Source organism: Parabacteroides sp. AF14-59 (assembly GCF_003479515.1).
Taxonomy (GTDB): domain Bacteria; phylum Bacteroidota; class Bacteroidia; order Bacteroidales; family Tannerellaceae; genus Parabacteroides; species Parabacteroides faecis.
On record NZ_QUHH01000016.1, the window covers coordinates 112,242 to 133,068 of the forward strand.

Below are 20,827 nucleotides of genomic sequence, written 5' to 3' on the forward strand. Positions count from 1 at the left end.
AAATAGTATTTCACTATTTATCAGAATTGAGCTATCCCTTTATCAATGTGACTTCGCCATTACAGGTTCATTTGCCGTCAGTTTTAACTGACGGTTTACAAGTTGCTTCTCCTTATTGGCTTCAGCCACATTTCTCTGAAACTGTTTAAATGGGACTAAAGTCCAAATAGATAGAGCATTTACTAATCCGTCGGTTAAAACCGACGGCAAATGGACCTGTAACTATACCAGCCCTATTGATGACTGATGGTTTATAGCTGAATAGTTCAATTCAAAAGCAACACAACCGCCTGGATCGTACGCTCGATACTGATCAGGCTGCATCGGTAAGCCTCCCGGTCGTCTCCGTTCAGTTCGCTGATATACGGGCTGTAAGCGATCTCTTTGGCATAGGCCGCTATGTCATTGCTTACCGACCAGGCCGGGCGATAGCTGTTGCGGATCAGGCGGGCGAAGTCGAGGAAAGAATTTTCAGCCGTATCATACCGGCGGAAATCCAACGAATAGCCCCTGGCCTGCACCGTCGTTCGTCCCCCGTGCCAGTATTCGTTGCTGGCACCGTAGGCCGTCAGACCGAAGAAGTTGCGGCTGTTCATCGACAGGCTACTGGTTCCCCAGCCACTCTCGAAAGCCGCCTGCGAAAGGATGGCCATCGGATTCAGGTGAAAGGCTGCCCCTGCCGCCACTGCGGCCGGCAGGAAACTCTTTACGAATTTGATTTGTTGTGCTGTCATACTCATCTCATTTAATTGTCAATTTTACTCGATTTCGGGACGATCTCCCGAATTGCCGCCACCGGAGTTACCCCCGTCGGCAGAACTGCCCTCCGCATCGATACGCTCGAAACTCACCTTATCGAGGATATCCTTCAGCTCCACGCTCGGACGGAAGACGATGCGGGGCTTGCGGATAAGAGCCGCCTTGAACTCCTTCGCCGTAGCCGTTCCCGTACTGCCGACGTTTATCTGGAAGTTCCCGATCTCGCCCAACTGCACGATCTCGCCGCGCAACAGAGCGTCTTTCATGAAAAACAGCAGTCCGTCGATCACCACATGCACATCGCCCGGAGAAGCCGTCGAATAGGCTGCGATCGACTGGCACATCTGCTTGTAGGGCAACGTTCCGTTGTTGTTGACGGACGCATAATACTTTTGCGCTCCCGAGGGAGCATCTTTCGACAGGTCCTTGCGTAAGACCAATTTGTACCTTACTGACATAATTTTAGATTTTAAGGGTTAGTGATTACGATACAAAGATACGACCGCCCATCCCCTCCATCCGGACCAAAAAAGACAGAAACGGACGAAGTGCGGCATTCAGGGATAAAACGGGATATAAACCATGAATTTCAAGTTATTATTATTTGTTGTTCTCAGCTTTTATACCTACCTTACAGGAACAAATAAACACAGAAACAACCATGGAAGAAAAGCGAAACTATTGCCGGGTATGGGCATTTTACGAGCTGGCACTATGCTATTTCCCCGAATCGACACCTAAGATGGCCAGTGAGAAACTCACGCGATGGATCAGGCTTTCGGGTAACCTCCGCGAGAAACTGATTGCCCTGGACTGGAAACCGGGGCAGAAACTGCTCACTCCCAAACAAGCGATGTGTATAGTCAATCACCTGGGCGAACCTTAACGATCCGCCGGGCATCTACAAATTTTACTGCTTATGATGAATAAGAAAGAACAAGAGTTTTCCTGGTACGGCAGTCTGTTCAAGACCAGGGAAGAGAAAAGAGTGACACTCGGCTGGCTCAGCGGGTACATTCGAAGCGACTGCCTTAAATTTATTACGAAAGAAATCCGCCGACTGACCGCCGAAAAACGCTGTAAAGAAGCCAAACAACTGAAAATGCAACTGCCGGCCATTGCCGTTTCGGTCTTGTTCCCCGGCGAACGGCTGACGGAACAGGCAGGCGGACACACCGGCTATGTGCTGGTGGACGTAGACGGTATGAAGACGCCCGCGACCGAATACATCGGGCGATGCAAAGGTTTCCCCTGGCTGGCACTGGCCTATATCAGCGCACGCGGAGCCGGTGTGCACCTGTTTTTCAGGGTGGAGACCGACACGGAGCAGCACGAGGAAGTCTGCCGCGCGCTGTACGACATTGTCGAAACGACGCTCGGGGAAGCACCCGACAGGATCTGCACCGATATCACGCGGACCAGCTTGATATGCTGGGATGCGGACTGTTATTACAATCCGGACGCGGAGGTGTTCAGGCTCCGCATCGAGCCATCCGGCGGGCAAGCCTCCGCCATACCGCCTGCCCCTTCACGGGAGGGGAAAAGCTTCCCGGCGACTCAACAGCGGGGATATCAGGAGATGACGGAAAGAGAACGGTTGGATCTGTATCTGGATCAGGCGGATCGCGGAACGTGCCGGGTGAAAGGCCAGCGCCATGCCCGGCTGGTCAGCCTCGCCTTCAGCCTGAACCGGGCCGGATTCGGACAGGAGGCGGTGGAAAACGAATGCGTGAGGCGTTATGCCGAGCGTGATTTCGATGCGAAGGAAATTACAAAAACTATCGCTTCGGTATACGCCAAAGCACGGGTGGAACATGGCACGAACCGGTATAGGAAAGATGTTGCGGATGGCCCGAAGTACGCCACTTCCGCCAGTTACGCCACTAAAGTTCCGGAAAAACGACAAACCCGCGAAGAAGAAAACAAGGAGGTTGATAAAGAAGACTTCGACGTTTCCCTCCCCGTTTTCGACCGTGCGTTTATCGATGCCCTCCCGCCGCTTTTACGAGATATGGTGCACCCCACCCTCAAAGATGAGGAGGCCGACATGGCACTGGTAGGCGGACTGACGATGTTATCGACAATAACCCCCAACGTAAGCGGGCGTTATCACAACCGCAGCATCTCCCCGCCTCTCTACCTCTATATCGTGGCACGCGCCGGTTCGGGCAAGGGCATACTCAACAGCATGCGCCCTTCGACGGAACACTGGCACAGGTCTGTGGCCGACCGTTCACGTAACCAGGTAATGGAATATGAGAAGGACGAACTCTACTACCAGGCACAGGTGGCCAAAGCCAAACGGTCAGGCAAAAAACTGACCGAAAATCCGCCTGCCGTGGTGCGTCAGATGAACCTGAACATCCCCGGCAGTATCACGCAGGCCAAGCTGACCGTCCAGCTCTCCACCAACAGGCATTACCCGGCACTGATGCACGAATCGGAGATCGGCGTACTGAGCGAAGCCATCAACCAGGAGCATGGTAAGTATGTGCCGCAGCTCAACAAGATCGCCCATCAGGAGGAGATCGGGCGCGACTCGCTGGCCAACGGCTACGAACATTGTGCGCGTCCGCTGATGGGTATCCTGCTCTCGGGTACTTTCGGACAGTTCACCCGTTTCATCCCTTCGGCCGACGACGGTCTTTTCAGCCGCTTCCTGGCCTACACCGTCGACAAACCGGTGGAATGGAAAGACCTGACCGACGAAGACAATAGTCCGTCGTCGAACAACTACTACCATGATCTGGGCCTGCGCGTGCTCGAGATGGGAAACTTCCTGGATAAGTATCCTACCTTCGTATGCTACACCAAGAAGCAGCGCGACCGCATGAATGCCCGGTTCCGCTACCTTTCGGAAAAGGCGAAGTTGTATGGCGACGAGGACCGGCAGAGCATCGTGAACCGTCTCGGCCGCAGTCATTTCTGTATCTGCATGACACTGGCGGCCATACGCAAGGCGGAGGCGCAATGTACGGACAAGACGGTCGTGGTATCCGATGCCGACTTCGACTTGGCGATGACCTTCATCCTGCTTTTCCACGAGCATGTCCTCCGGCTGAGTACACGTTTGAGGAAGAACGATAGTTATCTCCCCTCGTCCGACCCGAACATTTACGAGCGTCTTTTCCGCGAGTTGCCGCCGCAGTTCCGGACGGCCGAAGCGGTCTCGCTTTCCACCTCGCTCGGACTGCCCGAACGGAGTGTTTCGCGTCGTATAAAGGCGTGGGTCGAACGTGGATTAATCTCCCGTATATCAGCGGGTAAGTATATCAAGAACAAGCCCCCCGAAGAGGTGGTGTAAATTTCAGGAACTTTAGTGGCGCAACTGGCGGAAGTGGCGTACTTTTCCGAAAAAAGGCTTACGTATTTGTTGGAAAATATGTAAGCTTTTTTCGGAAAATACGTAACTGTTTTCCGAATAATTCCGGATATTTTACGTACATTTGTTTACCAATTAAAAAGATTGATATGAATCGTCCGCAAATAGTAGAACGAATACGAACTGCCTTGATGCAGGTAGCTCCGGGAGCACAAGCCATATTATATGGCAGCGAAGCACGGGGAGATGCACGTCCTGACAGCGATATAGACTTGCTGGTATTAGTCGACGGAAATAAACTGACCGTCAAGGAAGAAGACCGTATCATCACCCCGCTTTACGATATCGAAATAGAAACCGGTGTACAGATAAATGCACGCGTTTTGCTAAAGAAGATTTGGGAAAACCGCCCTTTCCAGACTCCCTTTGGAATAAATGTAGCAAAAGAAGGAATTGTATTATGAAAGAGCAGTTGAACCGTGAAAGTATCGAGGCATTGTCGGCTTATCGTTTTCGGCGTGCCGAAGAAACGTTGAAAGAGATACCCTTTCTGAAGGGACAAGGGTATTATAACACAGCAATAAATCGCCTTTATTATGCTTGTTATTATGCTGCGGTTGCTTTGCTCATTAAGTATGAGATAAATCCAGGTACCCATGCAGGTGTGAAGCAGATGTTAGGCTTACATTTCGTTGCTTCCGGTCGTTTGTCACGTGAGTTGGGACGTACTTTTTCTCTGCTTTTCGAGCGTCGACACAGTAGCGATTATGACGATTTCGTCTATTCGAGTAATGAAGATATAGAAGAACTGATGCCTAAAGCGCAGGCTTTTATTGAAGCAATAGGGATTTTGCTGAAAGAATAATGATTTGTATAGTATCCTGAATGATACAACTCTTCCATTTCGATCCTATCACTTCCATGGTGATTTTTATGCTACGCACACGGCGATAAAGTATTTACAAATAATCAGAATATGGAAAATAAAACATCAACACTTCGTTTGATCTACCCGCAATGGCAGGGTGGAATTGTGGATCACTGGATGCCCGATATTCCGGCAGACGATGCTTCAAGAGGGTATTATTTAGGAGCTCAGTTACTGAACTTCCTGGCTCCCGAGAGTTCGCAAAAGACAGTGGAAGTACCGGTTTCACTGGATATAAACGACCGGAAAACGGAAAAAGGGGTCAGTGCCCGAAATGTAATCCTGAAGCAGACGAAAGCCGCCCTCGGAATAATCGGGGAAAACGCTCCGGAAAAGATCGTTACGCTCGGTGGCGAATGTTCGGTGAGTGTCGTGCCGTTTACTTATCTGGCTGCGAAATATCCGGATGATGTGGCGATTGTCTGGATCGATGCCCATCCCGATATAAATCTGCCTTACGATGACTATAAAGGCTATCATGCCATGGCTTTAGCCGCCTGCCTGGGGATGGGTGACGAGGAAATTATCGGCACGCTGCCCGGAAAGGTCGATGCTTCGAAAGCGCTGCTCGTGGGATTGCGCTCATGGGATAAAGGCATGCAGGAACGTCAGAAAGAACTGGGGATAAAGGGCCTTTCACCGGAAGAGGTTGCCAATAACAGCGCGGCGGTCATGGAATGGCTGAAAGGGACCGGCGCCTCGAAGGTCGTTGTTCATTTCGACCTGGACGTGCTGGACCCTGCCGAAATCATTGCCGGTGTCGGTGTCGAACCTGACGGGATGAAAATGGATGAAGTGATCCGTGTGATAAATGATATTGCCTCCGGCTATGACCTGATAAGCCTGACCATAGCCGAACCGATGCCACGCATCGCCATCAAACTAAGAAATATGCTCAACCAATTGCCATTGTTGAAAGAGTAACGGGAATATCTGTTTTTCGTATGTGCATTTATGAACACAGACCGTATCCGCACATACGAAAAACAACTGGAAAGAGAAGCGGGTCAGCTAAAAATATCCTGTTGTAATCCTCTTAATGACACAGTCTTAACCCCTTGCAGCTCTCCTGATAAGAGAATATCGCCCAACATTCTGCTCACGTCTTTTGCCGAATTCCGCAGATAGCCATCGAACATAGCCTGCATCGCTTCATCACTAAAAACTTTCCGTACGATTGGAATGCAAATAAACAAAGGCAGATAATAGAGTTTGTTCACTTTCTCTTTTTTAGGATCGGTTCCCATCGCAGAACAGACATGGAAACCCTCTCTGACAGCCATTATTGCCTCCCTGACAATCTCCCGTTTTTTAAGAAAAGCCTCCATCGTGCCCCCGGCTTTCAGAACTCCGGCCGAAAGCCCGGCTATAAACGCACAATGAGGAAGAAGCCATGTGATGATCTGACCGGATATAAATGGTTTCATGTCGGCATCGTCCATTGCATCCGCTATTTTCCGTACACGCGGCGTTATTTCACCGGATACTTCGCCCAGCATTGTTTTCGAATATCCGGAGCCGGAAATAATCGTATCGAGTCCTTTTTCATTCCGGCCTCCACCAGCCATAAAAGGAAAACCGAAGAAATATTGTCCGGGCGATATGTATTTACTTATTCTCTCCAGATCATCATACCATATATTCTGAAAGAAAAGAATATGGGCCTTCCCCGCAGATTCTTTCAGGACAGACAAGACTTCTTCGGGATGGAGATTATTTGTCGCAACGATGATATACTCAAAATCATTGTCGGCCGAAAGAATATCCAGGACCTTTGGACGGAAAACGGTCTCCGCTTTCACCTTTCCTCCATTCCTGTAATCCGTACAATGGATATGAATACCCTGTTCTTCAATCGGCTTCTTTTTTCCCTTTCTAACCAGAAAACTGATGTCGTGCCCGGCCTCGGCCAGTTGCCAGCCATAGGTGCAGCCAATCACGCCCGCGCCAAAAATAAGAATCTTCATAATAAAATATATTTATTGTTTGCTATTCGGGAGGAAGATCGATAAACGCCGAGCGGAACAATCCGTGATATCCGGAATATACCGGTTCGCAGGCATTGAACAGCTGGGCCGGTGTAAATCCGGAAAAATCTTTCAGTTCCTTTATCAGGTGCGATTTGTCGTAGTAACCACATTCATAAGCCAGTTCTGCCAATGTCATACATGTATGCAACTGCATCAAATGGTGCAGCTTCTGGAAACGCACGATTTGCAGGAAATCTTTCGGGTTTGCTCCGATCTTTTCACTAAAAACACGTTTGAACTGCTTGTAACTCAGGCAGGCGGTTTGCGCCAGACTATCCACATCTGTATTTCCCTGCCGGATAGCGTCTATTACCGCATGAATCCGTTTGTCATCCTGTTTGCCGAGCCGACACATACGGCTGAACAGAAATTTTTCTATAAGGCCGACACAGGCTAAATCATCAGCCGTCTCGTTCAAACGTTGCTCCAACTCAAGCAATTCCGGGTCGTCCAATACATCGAGCGAGGTCTGCCGGTCCTTCAGTTCACCGGGGGGTATTGGGAAGAATCGACAGGTTCCCGCAGGCTGAAAAACAATGCTGATAAAATCAATACAGCCGGAAAAGACAAGGTCTGTATAACCGGCCGTTATGCCATAGAGATGCGACCGGGGCAAGCACCCTTTTTCCTGTGATGAATACGCAAAGTTCCCCCGATGAAAACTTAATGCCACACACTCCAACGGAACAAGGCGCTGTGAACTTCTCACAACGTCTTCCATCCGCAGAAACCAATATTGCTTTACATACGGAGCAAGTAACCCGGAAGGTTGTATAACTTTAAATTTATTCATACCGGTACAAAGTTAAGGTTATTACATGATCCGCCTGGTGTAAAAAAAGGACAAATCGTTTGGTATATCTTACAGGTATAGGCTAATCCTCTCTTTTCTTTTAAGCCTCAGGTTCATTCCCATATCTTTTACCTGAAAATAGTATAATGAATGCCTGGGGAAAGAAAAGCCAGAAACCGGAGACCGGTTCTATAAGACAACCGATTATGCTAATTAACAGAATTGAATAACCGAGAAACATCGGGGCAGGTTTCTGTTCCTTTTTGATATAGTGTTGAAGTGTCTGCCCCCAAAGGATAAGTAAAAATCCGCAGACTAAAAACCAGAGGGCAACACCACGCTCATAACTGTTGCCGATCGAATCGACCAGCCCGTCTTTAAGTATTTCCGCATAAACAGCCTTCCCGGTCAAAACCGCATAAATCGTATGGATGATTCCCGTTAGAGTCAGGAACGTCCCGCTATACTTCCAAAGTTTCATATTCTATTGTTTTTATGTACCGCAAAGATATACATGAAACAGGGCAAAATAACAGCCTGACCAGAACTGTCTACCTTATGCATAGTCTTTCTAATGCCGACCTGTCATTAAAACAGGTTGCAGCAAGATTCAATATGAGTGAACGCAATATTCAGAGAAGACTAAAGGCAGAAGGTACTTCTTATCAAAAGATACTGAATGATCTGCGTATGGAATTATCGCAAAAGTATCTGAAAGAAGAAATACCTTTACCGGAGATCGGCTTCCTGCTTGGTTTCGATAGCCAGAGTGCATTCAACAAATTCTTCAAAAAGCATTTCGGGACACAACCTTCTGCATATAAAAGTTAATAATCAGGTCCTGCAAAACAATCTCTGATATTGAATATCACTCTAATTCTGTTGCATAAATACAGATAGCCTGCAGCGCATCCGAAACATCAGTTGAAGTAATTCCCCGGGACTCTATCCGTAAGACTTTTTCCCAATCGTCAAAATCGACATTCCATTTATGGATCTGGGGGTATTGGGCAAATAACGTTTCTATTCTCTCCATATCTTGCTTCTTCGTTATAGAAGTTCTGAAAATCAAAATATCATCTTGCATTTTATTACTCTTTATACATAAAGCTAAACCCTGAAGCTGTTCCTCGCTTGTTTCATTCTCTTGGGATAAAGGTAGCCTAATTAGACGTTTGCCGAAACGTAAATAGACCAACCTCCCTGTTACAGATGACAAAACAGGGAATATAGTCGATCAACAGACTAATATATTCTTTACAAGGACACAACCGGCACAAAGATAGAACCTCCATATTTTGTCCGATTGAAAATTAAGCCATACTTTTGTCCAAACATGACAAATGTATTCATCATGCAAAAAACAACTCTCAGAATAAGTCATATACCAGCTATCATATGGGGCAGCAAATCCGAAAAAGTCATTATTGCCATTCATGGAAATAGATCGAATAAGGCAGATACTCCTATTGAGATCGTAGCCCAAAATACGCTGCCGAATGATTACCAGGTTTTGAGTTTTGACCTGCCGGAGCATGGGGATAGAATAAACGAAGGCATTCCCTGCAAAGTCCGGTCTTGTGTTAAGGATCTTATTACCGTTATGCAATATGCAAAAACGAACTGGAAGCATATCGATTTATTTGCAAACAGTATAGGAGCCTATTTCAGCTTATTGGCTTATCCGGAGGAGGTAATAGGAAAAGCATGGTTCCTCTCCCCGATCGTCGATATGCGACGCCTTATCGAAAATATGATGACCTGGTTTTCCATAACGGAAGAAGAGCTGAAAAGGCAACAGACCATATCCACGCCTATAGGACAAAAACTCTATTGGGATTATTACAGTTTCGTTAAGGATCATCCGATATCCCATTGGAATACCCCTACCCATATTCTATACGGCAGCAAAGATGAGCTATGCGAAAACGATGTCATATCCCGATTCGCCGAACAGTTTTCCTGCCAATTGGAGATTGTCGAAGGATCGGAACATTATTTCCATACACAAGAACAATTGACTGTTTTCAATGAATGGATAGGACGAACTTTATAAAGACACAGAAAATATATGAAAATAAGTATTGCACAAATAGAGCCGATAAAAGGTGATATCGAAAAAAATCTGAGTAAGCATTTGAAGTTTATTGAAGCCGCATCGTCCGGACGATCGGACCTGATAATGTTTCCCGAACTATCGCTGACGGGCTATGAACCTGAATTGGCAAAAGAGCTGGCGATATATTCACAGGATGAAAGACTGACCCCGTTGCAAGAAATTTGTGATAAAAAGAACCTGATCATAGGTGCAGGTCTGCCTACTAAAAAAGATGATAATTTATTTATCAGTATGGTTATTTTCCAGCCGGGAAAAGAGAGGGTCACCTATTCAAAACAATACCTCTATCCCACCGAGAAAGATATATTCACCCCCGGTAATACCCCTTGTGTAATCCCTTTTGACGAAGCGAATACCATTGCCCCTGCCATCTGCTACGAATTATCCAACGAAGAACATGCAGCCCATGCACATAAGATGAATGCAAACATCTATATGGCAAGTGTCCTCAATTCCGTCAACGGCGTAGATGCTGACATCGAAAAGCTTTCAAAAATAGCTTCAACATATAAAATGATAACGTTCATGTCCAACTATATCGGGACATCAGGCGGTTATGAATGTGCGGGCAAATCCTCTATATGGAACCAGGAGGGTGAATTAATAGCACAGTTCGACAGCCAGACTGAAGGCATACTGGTTTACGATACCTTAAGCAAATCTGTCGACACCATCTGTACGATCGTCTGAGCTTGTTTATCAGCAGTCTATTTGTTAAAAATGCGATTTTGTAAAAAATAATAAGAAAACCATGAGGTAGATAAGAAATAAGTTGTATCTTTACTGGTGAAAAACGTAAATTTTTTCATAGTTAAGGTTTTGGTTTAGAGATGGCCCCCTTGTGAAAGCAGGCCATTTCGTTTTTTTTATTCAACCCGAAACAATTTGTTCTTGTAATCAATGATCACCGGTATCGCTATCCCAATTAGGAAAGTCCTTTTAGTTTATACACCAGCAAATTATCTTCCGGATCTCCGTCCTCTATCGATCCGTAAAGCGTAAAGGTTTCTTCATCGACAGCAAATTGAACAGGCCGTTTGCCATCCAAATGATACCGGATAACCGGATTGCCATCCAGATCGAATACCTCAAGGATCGTTCCCCGCGTATTGTTTGCATTGTGTTCTTTCCATGATGTTCCGAAAAATAATGCGTACAGATAGCGTTTACCCAAATGACCATAAGCATAACTTACTTTTGCGTTTTCACTTGCCAGAACACTTACATCAGAAGCGTCAAAATCAAATGTCACCCTTTTGATAAGGTTAAAATTGACATCCATAAAATCAATCTGCTTCTTATATCCATAGCAAAATACTATACGACTTTCATTTGCATACACATTCCCCATATCCGGATCCAGTGAATAATCCATGATATCCGGACTCCTGTATGTCCATATTTTCCGCGGCAAAGAATCTTTTACAGCCAACACATAAAGGCTGGGGACTAACATATATTTAGGATCTGCAATATATAAGGAGTCATTAATAAAGGCTGCATCATATAAAGCATTGTCATAACCGAATGTTTTTGCATCTTTGAAAACAGGCTGTCCTTCTTTGTCGATAGCAAACCGGCTAATCTGATTCTTACCAAAATCACCAATCAGAAAATCGGAAAGCGGCCCCTGAAATAAGTATGAAGAAACAAACTCATCCGGACCTTGCCCCTCCACTCCAAAGGCACTTTTCAGTTCACGGCTTGTCAGATCATAGATGTGAAATATACTGTCACGACGCTTTACATTCTGAAAAATCAGGTAAGGCGGTTTCACTTCTACTTTCCAGGGATTGGTTATCCCCTGCAAGGGCATCAATTCCTGCACCAATGTCTCTTCACGAGGAAAATCAGGACCGGTAGAGCTACATGCTACAATTAAACCGCAACATAATACCAGCATTAAAGAATATATCCGCATAATCGCTAATTTATTGGGGCCTTAAACTATTACTTCACAGACTCTTCGTTACTTTTAGCCAACGATGCCAATCCTCCTATGGCACCCAGATTCATGGTGTCCAATGCCGAACTGGGAACAATAATCATAGATCCTTTCTCTTTCAATCCCTCAAACAGCATATTCATTCCTCTCAGGTGTAATGCTACAGGATTATCGGTATACTTTTTACTAGCCTGTTCAAACTTATCGGCAATCTCGGTTTCTGCCGTACCCAAAATAACACGGGCTCTTCTTTCACGTTCAGCCTGAGCTTCCTTACTCATCGCATCAGCCAGATCTTGCGGTATGGCAATATCGTTAATACCAACGGTTTGGCACGTAATACCCCAAGGATTGGTATTTCTATCTAAAACATGTTGCAGATCTTCTGCAATTTTATCGCGTTCCTGCAAAAGAGTAGATAATTCGTGCTTACCGATCGTGTCTCTTAATCCTGTCTGCGCAATGTGTTCGATAGCTTTTTGATATTCCTGTACCTCCAATGCAGCCTTCTCCACATCCCAAACCGTCCAATATACGACGGCATCCACATTTACCGGCACCGTATCTTTAGTCAGAGTTTGTTCTGCCTTAAAAGCACTTACACGCACCCGCTGATCGATATAAGTAGACACACTGTCTAATATAGGAATGATCATAAACGGTCCGGGCCCTTTTAAGCCTTTGAACTTTCCCATACGCAACACCACAGCCCGCTCCCATTGGTCGGCAATACGGATCGAAAGAGACAATAATCCTGAAATAAGAATCAGGAACAACAAAACCGGCATATTTACTACATGTAAAATATACAGAGCGACCGATACAAAAATCAGTACCAACAATACTGAAATAGAAATTGGATTAAACCATCCCTTGTTGATTACATTTGTTGTCATAAGTATTATTTTTTAGAGGTTTCAATGTCTTTCAATTCCCGTACGACTTCATCGAGAGTAAAGCCGTAACTAAATGCTACAGAAGAAAACTGCACACAAATTTCTTTCAGCTTATCTTCCCTCTCCTTTTCTGCAATTACATTTTCCGTTTTATTGATAAAAGTTCCGGTACCTTGCTGAGTCTCCAGAATATTCCGGATCTCCAATTCTTTATATGCCTTCGATACCGTATTCAAGTTCACCTTTAACTCGACGGCAAGTGCCCTGACCGTAGGAAGCTGTTCACCTAATTTAAGCTGTCCGGATGCTATACCAAATATAATCTGATCGATGATCTGACGGTACACCGGAACGCCGCTGGAATAATCTAATAGAAACTTAATCATATAGGTATATATTATATTATACAAACATTGTACTATTTATATAGTACAAAGGAACAAAATAAATTTATTCCACCAAATTTATTTCAGATTTTTTTATCGGGAAAAAATGTTTGTCGATAAATAGAAGAAGATAAGCCTTTATTATCCAAAGTCTATAATAACTCTTGTCCCCTTATTTACTTCGGAGTTTATATCCACTTTGGCACCATAAGAATTCAAAATACGCAACGATAAACTAAGACCGATACCGTGCCCGGCAAATTCACGGGTATTGGTTGCACGGTAGAAAGGTTGATAAACTCGTTTCAATTCTTCAGCCGGAATACCGATACCAAAATCCTGTATTTCGAGAACGGAACATTTCAAACGCATTTCAACAGGCCCCTCTCCGGAGTATTTACAGGCATTGTTCAGGATATTACCGATAGCGATCTTCAAAAGATGCGGATTTGCTTCCAGGCAGTATGCAAAGGTGTCGGTCGTGAATCTGATGCGGTTACCTACGAACTGCATCAGGAAGTCGGCCAGCATAATCTTTTCAGTGGCATTCTTCAATATCTCTTTATCGCCGTGCGACAAGAAAAGAAGGTGCTTCATCAACTGGATGATACGTTTTGTTTCGGAGGCAATGCGTTGTAACGCTGCCTGGTATTCGGCAGGGGTACGTTCTTTCAACAGGCTTATCTCGCATTCACCCTGTATGGCTGTAAGCGGATTATTCAGTTCGTGGGAAGCATTGCTGATAAAAGCTTTCTCGCTTTGATAGGCTGCATCGATACGATCGACCATACGGATGGCATAGAGTTTACCGACAAAATAGATCAGGACGGCACTTATGACGATCAGGGCGAGCAATAGCCAACCGATACGTTGCTGAATGTCCCCTCCATATTGATTGTTAGAGATAACAAGTACAATGAAATTACCTTCATTGTCCGGATAATAAAGGGCAGCTCCCACTTTCTCCTTTTCATGAAAAGTAATCACATCTCCTTTATACAACCGTGCAATCTCCTTTTCCGTCATATAACGGACTAATGTCGTATGCGTCTCTGCCACACTGTCCGCGTTCAATAATATTTCGGTAGCGACAGGCAACGTTTCTTCATAGCGTTTTTGTATACGGGCATAGCTTTCCTCGTCCACTTCATCCTTCTCCCAATGTTTCTCGGCAGTAGCATAGGCTTTTTCCGTCAGGTAAGAATAATACAGGCGGCTGATATAACTGGTCGCAATAAAATAGAAAAGAATCGTGACAAAAGCAATGATACCGACTGTCATTGCCGTATAAAAGAAAGCTATTTTATTCCCTGTTTTCATGCTTCCATCATATAACCGATACCCACTACGGTACGGATCAGTTTATGAGTAAAATCTTTGTCTATCTTGGCACGGAGGTAGTTGACGTAGACATCGACAACATTGGTATTGGTATCGAAATCCTTATCCCATACATGTTTCAGAAGTGTCAGGCGGTTAAGAGCTGTACCCTGGTTCAGTATAAAGTATTCCAGCAAACGATATTCCTTAACCGTCAGGTCGATAACAGCATCCCCCCGGAAGGCCCGGTGGCTGGTCGGATCGAGATGCAGGTCTCCGCACCGTAAAGAGCCGGCCGTAACTTCCATTCCCGACCGCCGCAAAAGAGCTTTTATACGGGCTTCCAATTCCTGAAAACTGAATGGTTTAACCAGGTAATCGTCGGCACCGGCATCGAGCCCGTTCACAATATCGTCCGTTGTTCCCAAAGCCGTCAGCATAATTACCGGTGACTGGAAACCATAGAGTTGACGATATTGGCGACATAACTGTAAGCCGTTCATCTTAGGCATGATAATATCCAGGATCAGCAGTTGGAAGTTCTCTTTTTGCAATAACTCCCAACCCGCCATACCGTCATAAGTAACGCATACTTCATGACCGAATTCCTGTAATCCTCTTTCAATGAAAGAGGCTATATTCACTTCATCTTCTACTAATAATATTTTTGCCATTTGAAAGCTTATTTACTTAGGAGCACAAATATACGATTTCAGATTATATTAGAGAACGCGGATGACGCAGAATACGCAAACGTTCGCAGATTTACAATCTTCGTTGTATCAGTTTTCCATCTTTGTCATAAAGCATGCGGCGATAGAAGGCTTCGACCATCAGCGGAAAGACAAACAGGGTAAAGAATGTCGCCCCTATTAAGCCACCGATGATGACAATAGCTAACGGACGCTGACTTTCCGAACCGATACCGTGACTAAGGGCCGCGGGCATCAAACCGATAGCTGCCATAGAAGCTGTCATAAGCACTGAACGCACACGTGATTTCACACTCATCTTGACGGCGTCCGACAAAGGCTCCCGCGCTTTCAGATTCCCTTTGATATCCGATATCATGATAACTCCGTTCTGAATACAGATACCGAAAAGAGCAATAAAGCCGATACCTGCCGAGATAGAGAAATTGAAACGGGTGATCAGGAGTGCCAGGATTCCCCCTACTGCGGCATAAGGAACATTCAGCAACACAAGTCCTGCATCCCGGGCATTCCCGAACAACACGAACAGGATGACGAATATGATAGCAATGCTGACGGGGACAACCTGCGCCAAGCGTTTCGTTGCCCGTTGCTGGTTCTCGAAATCTCCCGTCCATTTCAAGGTATAGCCTTCGGGAAGTTTCACCTGCTTATTGACTTTCTCCTGGGCTTCGGCTACGGCTGTACCCATATCCCGTCCGCGGACAGAGAATTTTACGGCACAGAAACGGGCGTGATTATCGCGGTAAATGATAAGCGGACCGGTTATCGTCGTGATATCCGCCAGTTCCTTAATAGGAACCATTGTCCCGTCGCGGGCAGGAACCAGGATCTTTCCAATCTCATTTTCACTTCTTCGGAAGGCGGACTCATAACGGACCATGATATTGAATTTTCGTTCATCTTCGTACAATAAAGAGGCACTCTTACCTCCTATCGCCATTTCGATGATCGATTGTACATCTTCTTTCGCAACACCATAACGAGCCAGGCGCGATTCATCGAGCTCAATACGCAGTTCCGGCTGACCGATATTACGGATCACTCCGAGGTCTTCGATGCCGTCGACCGTTTGTAATATCTTATAGATTTCTACGGCTTTCTTTTCAGATTCATATAAATCTTTCCCGAAAACTTTTACTGCAATAGAGCCCTTAACGCCGCTGGCCGCTTCTTCCACATTGTCGGTGATCGGCTGCGAGAAGTTGAAATCGACACCGGGATAGACAGCCAGGTTCTCTTCCATCTTTTCTATCAATCCGGCCTTAGTCAGTTTACTTTCCCATTTCTTTTCGGGATAGATATCCACATGAAATTCGATATTATAGAAACCTGTGGCATCTGTCCCATCGTTCGGGCGACCTGTCTGCGAAAGGACCTGGCGCACTTCCGGATAAGATGCCAGGTTGCGGCGCATCTGGTTAGCGAGCTTGACCGATTCATCTAAAGAAATACTTTGAGGCAACGTCGCACGGATATAGATAGAGCCTTCATTCAATTGGGGAAGAAATTCCGTACCCAACAACGTGAAGCACCACAAGCCGGCGGCCGCCACCAAGGTAGCGATACCGATCGTAGCTTTCTTGTGGGCATGGCAACGGTCAAATATAGAAACGGACGTCCGGTTCACCCATGACAAGAAAGGGTTGTGCTTTTCACGCACATTCTTTTTCAACAGCATGGACGACAACACCGGCACCAATGTCAATGTAAAAATCAGCGCGCCCAACAAGGCAAATCCCAGGGTATAAGCCAGCGGACTGAACATCTTCCCCTCCACTTTCTGGAAAGCAAAGATCGGGACCAGCGCAGTGATAATGATCAGTTTGGAGAAGAACACCGCCTTAGCACGATCCTTTGCCGTATGACGGATCAACCCCATCTTACTCATTACATTAAAGGCAGGCATCCCCACCTCCCGCGCTTTCCTGTCAAGGGCAACAAAAAGACCTTCCACCATCACCACGGCACCATCGATAATGATACCGAAGTCGATCGCCCCCATCGAAAGAAGATTGGCGCTCATCCCCATCGCCCGAAGGCAGATAAAGGCAAAGAGCAGCGCCAACGGGATAATAATGGATACAATCACCGTTGTACGCCAGTCTGCCATAAAAATCAACACAATGAAAGTTACCAGCAAAATACCTTCTATCAGGTTATGTGTAACCGTGTTCACAGCCAGGTCAACCAGATCTTCCCGGTCGTAGAACGAAACGATCCGGACATCTTCCGGCAACGAGTTCTCCTGGATATCGGCAATCTTATCTTTCAGGGCAGCGATTACTTCACCCGGATTTTCCCCTTTCCGCATAACGACGATACCCTGCACGACATCGTCTTCATCCATCCTGCCCACCTGTCCCAGACGGGGTAGACTCGACTCGTGCACGCTTGCCAGATGCTTTACCAGGATTGGCGTGCCGTTGATGTTCTTGACTACGATATTCTCGATCTCTTTCGTATCATTGATCAGACCGATGCCTCGTACTACATAAGCCTGCGAACTTTTAGTGATCACATCACCGCCCACATTAATATTACTCTTGGCTATGGCATCAAAAAGTTCAAGTGATGTTACATTATAATTGATGAGTTGGTTCGGATTAACGCTTACTTCAAAAGTCTTTACTTCACCACCGAAACTCACGATATCCGCTACTCCCGGGACAGCGCGCAGTTTACGTTCGATCACCCAATCCTGAAATGTTTTCAATTCGCGGACGGAACGTTTGTCACTACGCAGGGTATAACGGAAGATCTCCCCCGTCGGTCCGTATTGCGGCTGAACCTCCGGTGTAACGCCTTCAGGCAGATCGGCATCGTTCAACAGGTTATAGACTTGCTGGCGAGCATAGAAATCGTCGGCATCATCATCAAACATTACATTGATCACCGAAAGCCCGAACAAAGTGGTACTACGAATATCCGTTTTTTTCTGTACCGGGTTCATAGCTATTTCGATCGGAATAGTAATGAATTTCTCTATCTCTTCCGCACTACGTCCCGGCCACTGGGTTATGATCGTTACTTTGGTATTCGTAACATCGGGGAAAGCGTCGACGGGGGTATGAACAAAGCTGACAGCACCTGCTATAATGGCTATGACGGTGCAGAAGAAGATAAAGAATTTGTTTTTCAGTGAAAAGGCTATTATATTGTCTATGAACTTATGCATATCCGTTTACTTTAAAGCGTTATAGACCAATAATGCATTCCGGTTGATGATACGGTCGCCCGCTTTCACGCCTGATTCCAGGAAACAATCTTTCTCGGTCTGTTTGAATACGGTGACTTCGTTGGTTTGCAATATATTATCGCTGCCGATGCTCACGATATAATGTTTACCGTTTTCGAATATGACGGCACGGGCATCCACGCGGGGCATTTCCTTCCCTTCCACTTTGCTCTGCACATACACATTGGTGAACATGCCCGGTTTCAGCATATAATCCTCATTCTTTAGTTTCACCCGTATATTCATGGTCTTGCTTTCGCTATCCAGCATATTATATACTTTGTCTACCGTTCCCGTAAACTCTTTCTCCCTGTAAGCGAGTGTCGTTATACGGACCGGTGCTCCTTCATACACCTTACTGATATCGCTTTCGTAGACATCGGCCATTACCCACACGTTATCCAAACCGGAAATGGTAAACATTGCTTCTGTCTGGTCGGAACGTATCTGCATATTCCGACTGACATTCTTTTCAATCACGAAACCGGATACCGGAGATTTTATTTCGTAAGTGGAATTGCCGGTTATATGATAGATGGTATAGACTTCATCGATACGTTTAAGTTCGGCTTTGGCATTTGCTACCTCCTGTCCGGCCTGCAGTTTGTCACGCTCGGAAGCCATTCCACTGCGAAACATATCCTCTGTGGCTTCCTGATTACGGTTTGCCAGCAGTAGTTGTTGCTCTGCCTCTTTCCGTTGTTTTTCATAATCGGCTACCTCGCTGCTGTGTATGATGGCTAGTATGTCTCCTTTCTTCACATAATCGCCGGTTTCAACATTCACCTCAGTGATGTTTCCTCCGAAGATGGGATAAACATGTGCCAGTTGTTCGGGATTGAAACTGACACGTCCGTTCAATAGCAATTCATTGCTTAAAGGAACATTGTGAACAGTTTCAACCGAAACAACCTTCTGTAAACTGTCGGTAAGCATGAGAGGGGCCGGACCCTCTTCCGGCCCGGTTGTCTTTTTGCCACAGGCTGCCAGTAAAGGAAGCAGAAGCATTAATGCGATACAATTCTTATTCATCTTATTTGTCATTTTCTTATTCGCTGTTATTCGTTAATAGCTGAAAACATCACTACCTGTCACCGTGTTGATCTCTTCCATAGCCAGGAAGACATCTTTCTGTGTTTGATAAAGTTGCAGGCAGGTTTCTTTATAAGCCTGGTAGTAATCAATAAATTCCAGCAAACTGATATTACGTTTCCTGAAATTCGTGTTTACACCGTCGATAATGGTTTCAAAATCACGTTCCAACTCATAGTTTGAGGAGTTGTATAGTTTTATCGCTTTTTCCAGCCGGGCATAACTGGTGAAAAGCTCTTTCTCCGCCTGTTTGCGAGCCAATTCTTCCCGGCTTGTATTTTGCAGGACGGAGAGACGGGCAGATTTGATATTTCCCTGATTGCGGTTGAAGACCGGGATCGAGATGCTTAAACCAATAGCAAAATAGTTATCGCAGAAGTTTCCGGCACGGTCGTAAGAACCTTTCAGGCTGACCTCCGGAAAGGCTAACGACTTTTGCAGGCTTACATTTGCACGTGAAACTTGTATATTGGTTCGTGCCATCTTCAGATCCGGACGTTCGGCAAGACGGTTATTCAGTTCGATAAAAGGGATGGAAGTTATGTCGATCTGTTTCAGGACAGATTCATCGAAAACGGGTTCAAACGTCTCGGATGCATTCAAACCCAATAATAACTTCATATCGCCTTGCAGGGAAATAAGCTGGTTGGAAGTCTCGTTCCTTTCCTGTTGGAGAGATAACAGAAGTGCTTGTATTCTCGACTTTTCCAACAAAGAGATGTTGCCTTTATCGTTCTGCTCCTTCATTACCTCCAGGAGTTGTTGCAGATATTCTATCTCCTTGTCATAAATCGACAGAGACTTTTCCGTATAATAAAGTTCGATGAATTTACTGTTCAGTTCGCTTTTCAATGTGCGGAGTACCTCTTCAAACTGGTGGACCGCCATTTCTTTATTGAGTTTTTCTACCCGGACCCGTTTGTTACGCTGTCCGGCAATATAGATCAATTGCTCTATTTCGACAACAGCTTCCCCCTCTTTACCCATATCGAAATATTTCCCGTTCAGCCGGTTGTAGACGTTTTGTTCAAGAGAAATGACCGGGTTCTCAAACAATTTAGCCTGGATAACTTCGGCTTCGGCCATCTCTATATTATAACGTTCGGCTATAAGCTCCAGGTTGTTGACAAAAAACTGCCGACCGGCTTCTTGTAACGTCAGCGGTTTTTGTTGAACTTCTGCCGACGTTTTTAGATTGAATACGTGTAAGATTAATAATAATAAAATGAATCGTTTGCCCATTTCCTTTGTTTTTGGAAGCAAAGGTATAAGACTGACATATTTCA

The 20,827-nt window shown here is 45.6% G+C and carries 22 protein-coding genes; 8 read left to right on the forward strand and 14 right to left on the reverse strand.

Going from position 1 to position 20,827, the window contains the following annotated elements; all coding sequences use genetic code 11:
* Positions 1 to 266: 266 nt before the first annotated feature.
* Entirely contained in the window at positions 267 to 734 is a 468-nt protein-coding gene (locus DWW23_RS17140) for a glucosaminidase domain-containing protein (RefSeq protein ID WP_122354524.1), read from the reverse strand.
* A gap of 24 nt (positions 735 to 758) precedes the next feature.
* Positions 759 to 1,217: an HU family DNA-binding protein gene (locus DWW23_RS17145; RefSeq protein WP_122354489.1), complete on the reverse strand. Its 459-nt coding sequence runs from the start codon at positions 1,215 to 1,217 to the stop codon at positions 759 to 761.
* Positions 1,218 to 1,420: 203 nt separating this feature from the next.
* On the opposite strand from DWW23_RS17145, the gene DWW23_RS17150 reads away from it, so the two are divergent.
* The 5 genes from DWW23_RS17150 to DWW23_RS17170 all read left to right on the forward strand — a co-directional run bounded on the left by DWW23_RS17150 (position 1,421) and on the right by DWW23_RS17170 (position 5,933).
* Positions 1,421 to 1,645, forward strand: a complete 225-nt coding sequence (locus DWW23_RS17150) for a DUF4248 domain-containing protein (RefSeq protein ID WP_122354490.1) — start codon at positions 1,421 to 1,423, stop codon at positions 1,643 to 1,645.
* Positions 1,646 to 1,678: 33 nt separating this feature from the next.
* Positions 1,679 to 4,063 carry a DUF3987 domain-containing protein gene (locus tag DWW23_RS17155; protein ID WP_122354491.1) on the forward strand — a complete coding sequence of 795 codons (2,385 nt, stop codon included), beginning with the start codon at positions 1,679 to 1,681 and terminating at the stop codon, positions 4,061 to 4,063.
* Positions 4,064 to 4,230: 167 nt separating this feature from the next.
* Positions 4,231 to 4,545, forward strand: coding sequence for a nucleotidyltransferase domain-containing protein (locus DWW23_RS17160; RefSeq protein WP_122354492.1), 315 nt, complete (start codon positions 4,231 to 4,233; stop codon positions 4,543 to 4,545).
* The gene (locus tag DWW23_RS17165; protein ID WP_122354493.1) at positions 4,542 to 4,946 is read left to right on the forward strand and encodes a HEPN domain-containing protein; all 405 of its coding nucleotides are present in this window, start codon (positions 4,542 to 4,544) and stop codon (positions 4,944 to 4,946) included. Before DWW23_RS17160 ends, DWW23_RS17165 begins: the two co-directional genes overlap by 4 nt.
* A 111-nt stretch (positions 4,947 to 5,057) precedes the next feature.
* Positions 5,058 to 5,933 (forward strand): arginase family protein, encoded by an 876-nt coding sequence (locus DWW23_RS17170; protein ID WP_122354494.1) that lies wholly within the window; start codon positions 5,058 to 5,060, stop codon positions 5,931 to 5,933.
* A gap of 83 nt (positions 5,934 to 6,016) precedes the next feature.
* Here DWW23_RS17170 and DWW23_RS17175 read toward each other — a convergent pair whose 3' ends face one another.
* The 3 genes from DWW23_RS17175 to DWW23_RS17185 all read right to left on the reverse strand — a co-directional run bounded on the left by DWW23_RS17175 (position 6,017) and on the right by DWW23_RS17185 (position 8,313).
* On the reverse strand, positions 6,017 to 6,976 hold the full coding sequence (locus DWW23_RS17175; RefSeq protein ID WP_122354495.1) for a ketopantoate reductase family protein: 960 nt from the start codon (positions 6,974 to 6,976) through the stop codon (positions 6,017 to 6,019).
* 22 nt (positions 6,977 to 6,998) lie between these two features.
* The gene (locus DWW23_RS17180) at positions 6,999 to 7,832 is read right to left on the reverse strand and encodes a helix-turn-helix domain-containing protein (RefSeq protein ID WP_122354496.1); all 834 of its coding nucleotides are present in this window, start codon (positions 7,830 to 7,832) and stop codon (positions 6,999 to 7,001) included.
* 100 nt (positions 7,833 to 7,932) lie between these two features.
* Positions 7,933 to 8,313, reverse strand: coding sequence for a DUF6463 family protein (locus tag DWW23_RS17185; RefSeq protein ID WP_122354497.1), 381 nt, complete (start codon positions 8,311 to 8,313; stop codon positions 7,933 to 7,935).
* Positions 8,314 to 8,390: 77 nt separating this feature from the next.
* Here DWW23_RS17185 and DWW23_RS17190 point away from each other — a divergent pair, with 77 nt between their 5' ends.
* A complete protein-coding gene (locus DWW23_RS17190) occupies positions 8,391 to 8,663 on the forward strand; it encodes a helix-turn-helix transcriptional regulator (protein ID WP_233564373.1) in 273 nt (90 codons plus the stop codon).
* A 37-nt stretch (positions 8,664 to 8,700) separates the two neighbouring features.
* Here the strand turns inward: DWW23_RS17190 and DWW23_RS17195 are convergent, their stop codons facing one another.
* Positions 8,701 to 8,919, reverse strand: a complete 219-nt coding sequence (locus DWW23_RS17195; RefSeq protein WP_122354525.1) for a hypothetical protein — start codon at positions 8,917 to 8,919, stop codon at positions 8,701 to 8,703.
* 267 nt (positions 8,920 to 9,186) lie between these two features.
* Between DWW23_RS17195 and DWW23_RS17200 the strand changes: the two genes are divergently transcribed.
* Together DWW23_RS17200 and DWW23_RS17205 are read left to right on the forward strand one after the other, a co-directional pair.
* A complete protein-coding gene (locus tag DWW23_RS17200; protein ID WP_122354526.1) occupies positions 9,187 to 9,888 on the forward strand; it encodes a carboxylesterase in 702 nt (233 codons plus the stop codon).
* Positions 9,889 to 9,903: 15 nt separating this feature from the next.
* Positions 9,904 to 10,641 (forward strand): carbon-nitrogen hydrolase family protein, encoded by a 738-nt coding sequence (locus tag DWW23_RS17205; protein ID WP_122354498.1) that lies wholly within the window; start codon positions 9,904 to 9,906, stop codon positions 10,639 to 10,641.
* A gap of 235 nt (positions 10,642 to 10,876) precedes the next feature.
* On the opposite strand, the gene DWW23_RS17210 is transcribed toward DWW23_RS17205, so the two are convergent.
* The 8 genes from DWW23_RS17210 to DWW23_RS17245 all read right to left on the reverse strand — a co-directional run bounded on the left by DWW23_RS17210 (position 10,877) and on the right by DWW23_RS17245 (position 20,783).
* Positions 10,877 to 11,872 (reverse strand): BF3164 family lipoprotein, encoded by a 996-nt coding sequence (locus DWW23_RS17210; RefSeq protein ID WP_122354499.1) that lies wholly within the window; start codon positions 11,870 to 11,872, stop codon positions 10,877 to 10,879.
* Positions 11,873 to 11,901: 29 nt separating this feature from the next.
* Positions 11,902 to 12,792 (reverse strand): slipin family protein, encoded by an 891-nt coding sequence (locus DWW23_RS17215; protein WP_122354500.1) that lies wholly within the window; start codon positions 12,790 to 12,792, stop codon positions 11,902 to 11,904.
* A 5-nt stretch (positions 12,793 to 12,797) separates the two neighbouring features.
* On the reverse strand, positions 12,798 to 13,178 hold the full coding sequence (locus DWW23_RS17220; protein ID WP_122354501.1) for a GntR family transcriptional regulator: 381 nt from the start codon (positions 13,176 to 13,178) through the stop codon (positions 12,798 to 12,800).
* Between the two features lie 141 nt (positions 13,179 to 13,319).
* Positions 13,320 to 14,498, reverse strand: a complete 1,179-nt coding sequence (locus DWW23_RS17225) for a HAMP domain-containing sensor histidine kinase (RefSeq protein WP_122354502.1) — start codon at positions 14,496 to 14,498, stop codon at positions 13,320 to 13,322.
* The gene (locus DWW23_RS17230) at positions 14,495 to 15,172 is read right to left on the reverse strand and encodes a response regulator transcription factor (protein WP_122354503.1); all 678 of its coding nucleotides are present in this window, start codon (positions 15,170 to 15,172) and stop codon (positions 14,495 to 14,497) included. The genes DWW23_RS17225 and DWW23_RS17230 overlap by 4 nt, the downstream gene beginning before the upstream one ends.
* A 91-nt stretch (positions 15,173 to 15,263) precedes the next feature.
* The gene (locus DWW23_RS17235) at positions 15,264 to 18,389 is read right to left on the reverse strand and encodes an efflux RND transporter permease subunit (protein WP_122354504.1); all 3,126 of its coding nucleotides are present in this window, start codon (positions 18,387 to 18,389) and stop codon (positions 15,264 to 15,266) included.
* 6 nt (positions 18,390 to 18,395) lie between these two features.
* A complete protein-coding gene (locus DWW23_RS17240; protein ID WP_187576728.1) occupies positions 18,396 to 19,481 on the reverse strand; it encodes an efflux RND transporter periplasmic adaptor subunit in 1,086 nt (361 codons plus the stop codon).
* Positions 19,482 to 19,514: 33 nt separating this feature from the next.
* Entirely contained in the window at positions 19,515 to 20,783 is a 1,269-nt protein-coding gene (locus DWW23_RS17245; protein ID WP_122354506.1) for a TolC family protein, read from the reverse strand.
* Positions 20,784 to 20,827 lie beyond the last annotated feature (44 nt).

Bases quoted from the DNA above. Each gene is read 5' to 3' on its own strand.
- DWW23_RS17195 (WP_122354525.1), bottom strand. From the start codon at position 8,919: ATGCAAGATGATATTTTGATTTTCAGAACTTCTATAACGAAGAAGCAA.
- DWW23_RS17140 (WP_122354524.1), bottom strand. From the start codon at position 734: ATGACAGCACAACAAATCAAATTCGTAAAGAGTTTCCTGCCGGCCGCA.
- DWW23_RS17150 (WP_122354490.1), top strand. From the start codon at position 1,421: ATGGAAGAAAAGCGAAACTATTGCCGGGTATGGGCATTTTACGAGCTG.
- DWW23_RS17170 (WP_122354494.1), top strand. From the start codon at position 5,058: ATGGAAAATAAAACATCAACACTTCGTTTGATCTACCCGCAATGGCAG.
- DWW23_RS17180 (WP_122354496.1), bottom strand. From the start codon at position 7,832: ATGAATAAATTTAAAGTTATACAACCTTCCGGGTTACTTGCTCCGTAT.
- DWW23_RS17205 (WP_122354498.1), top strand. From the start codon at position 9,904: ATGAAAATAAGTATTGCACAAATAGAGCCGATAAAAGGTGATATCGAA.
- DWW23_RS17155 (WP_122354491.1), top strand. From the start codon at position 1,679: ATGATGAATAAGAAAGAACAAGAGTTTTCCTGGTACGGCAGTCTGTTC.
- DWW23_RS17200 (WP_122354526.1), top strand. From the start codon at position 9,187: ATGCAAAAAACAACTCTCAGAATAAGTCATATACCAGCTATCATATGG.
- DWW23_RS17165 (WP_122354493.1), top strand. From the start codon at position 4,542: ATGAAAGAGCAGTTGAACCGTGAAAGTATCGAGGCATTGTCGGCTTAT.
- DWW23_RS17145 (WP_122354489.1), bottom strand. From the start codon at position 1,217: ATGTCAGTAAGGTACAAATTGGTCTTACGCAAGGACCTGTCGAAAGAT.
- DWW23_RS17220 (WP_122354501.1), bottom strand. From the start codon at position 13,178: ATGATTAAGTTTCTATTAGATTATTCCAGCGGCGTTCCGGTGTACCGT.
- DWW23_RS17210 (WP_122354499.1), bottom strand. From the start codon at position 11,872: ATGCGGATATATTCTTTAATGCTGGTATTATGTTGCGGTTTAATTGTA.
- DWW23_RS17175 (WP_122354495.1), bottom strand. From the start codon at position 6,976: ATGAAGATTCTTATTTTTGGCGCGGGCGTGATTGGCTGCACCTATGGC.
- DWW23_RS17190 (WP_233564373.1), top strand. From the start codon at position 8,391: ATGCATAGTCTTTCTAATGCCGACCTGTCATTAAAACAGGTTGCAGCA.
- DWW23_RS17245 (WP_122354506.1), bottom strand. From the start codon at position 20,783: ATGGGCAAACGATTCATTTTATTATTATTAATCTTACACGTATTCAAT.
- DWW23_RS17235 (WP_122354504.1), bottom strand. From the start codon at position 18,389: ATGCATAAGTTCATAGACAATATAATAGCCTTTTCACTGAAAAACAAA.
- DWW23_RS17240 (WP_187576728.1), bottom strand. From the start codon at position 19,481: ATGAATAAGAATTGTATCGCATTAATGCTTCTGCTTCCTTTACTGGCA.
- DWW23_RS17215 (WP_122354500.1), bottom strand. From the start codon at position 12,792: ATGACAACAAATGTAATCAACAAGGGATGGTTTAATCCAATTTCTATT.
- DWW23_RS17225 (WP_122354502.1), bottom strand. From the start codon at position 14,498: ATGAAAACAGGGAATAAAATAGCTTTCTTTTATACGGCAATGACAGTC.
- DWW23_RS17185 (WP_122354497.1), bottom strand. From the start codon at position 8,313: ATGAAACTTTGGAAGTATAGCGGGACGTTCCTGACTCTAACGGGAATC.
- DWW23_RS17230 (WP_122354503.1), bottom strand. From the start codon at position 15,172: ATGGCAAAAATATTATTAGTAGAAGATGAAGTGAATATAGCCTCTTTC.
- DWW23_RS17160 (WP_122354492.1), top strand. From the start codon at position 4,231: ATGAATCGTCCGCAAATAGTAGAACGAATACGAACTGCCTTGATGCAG.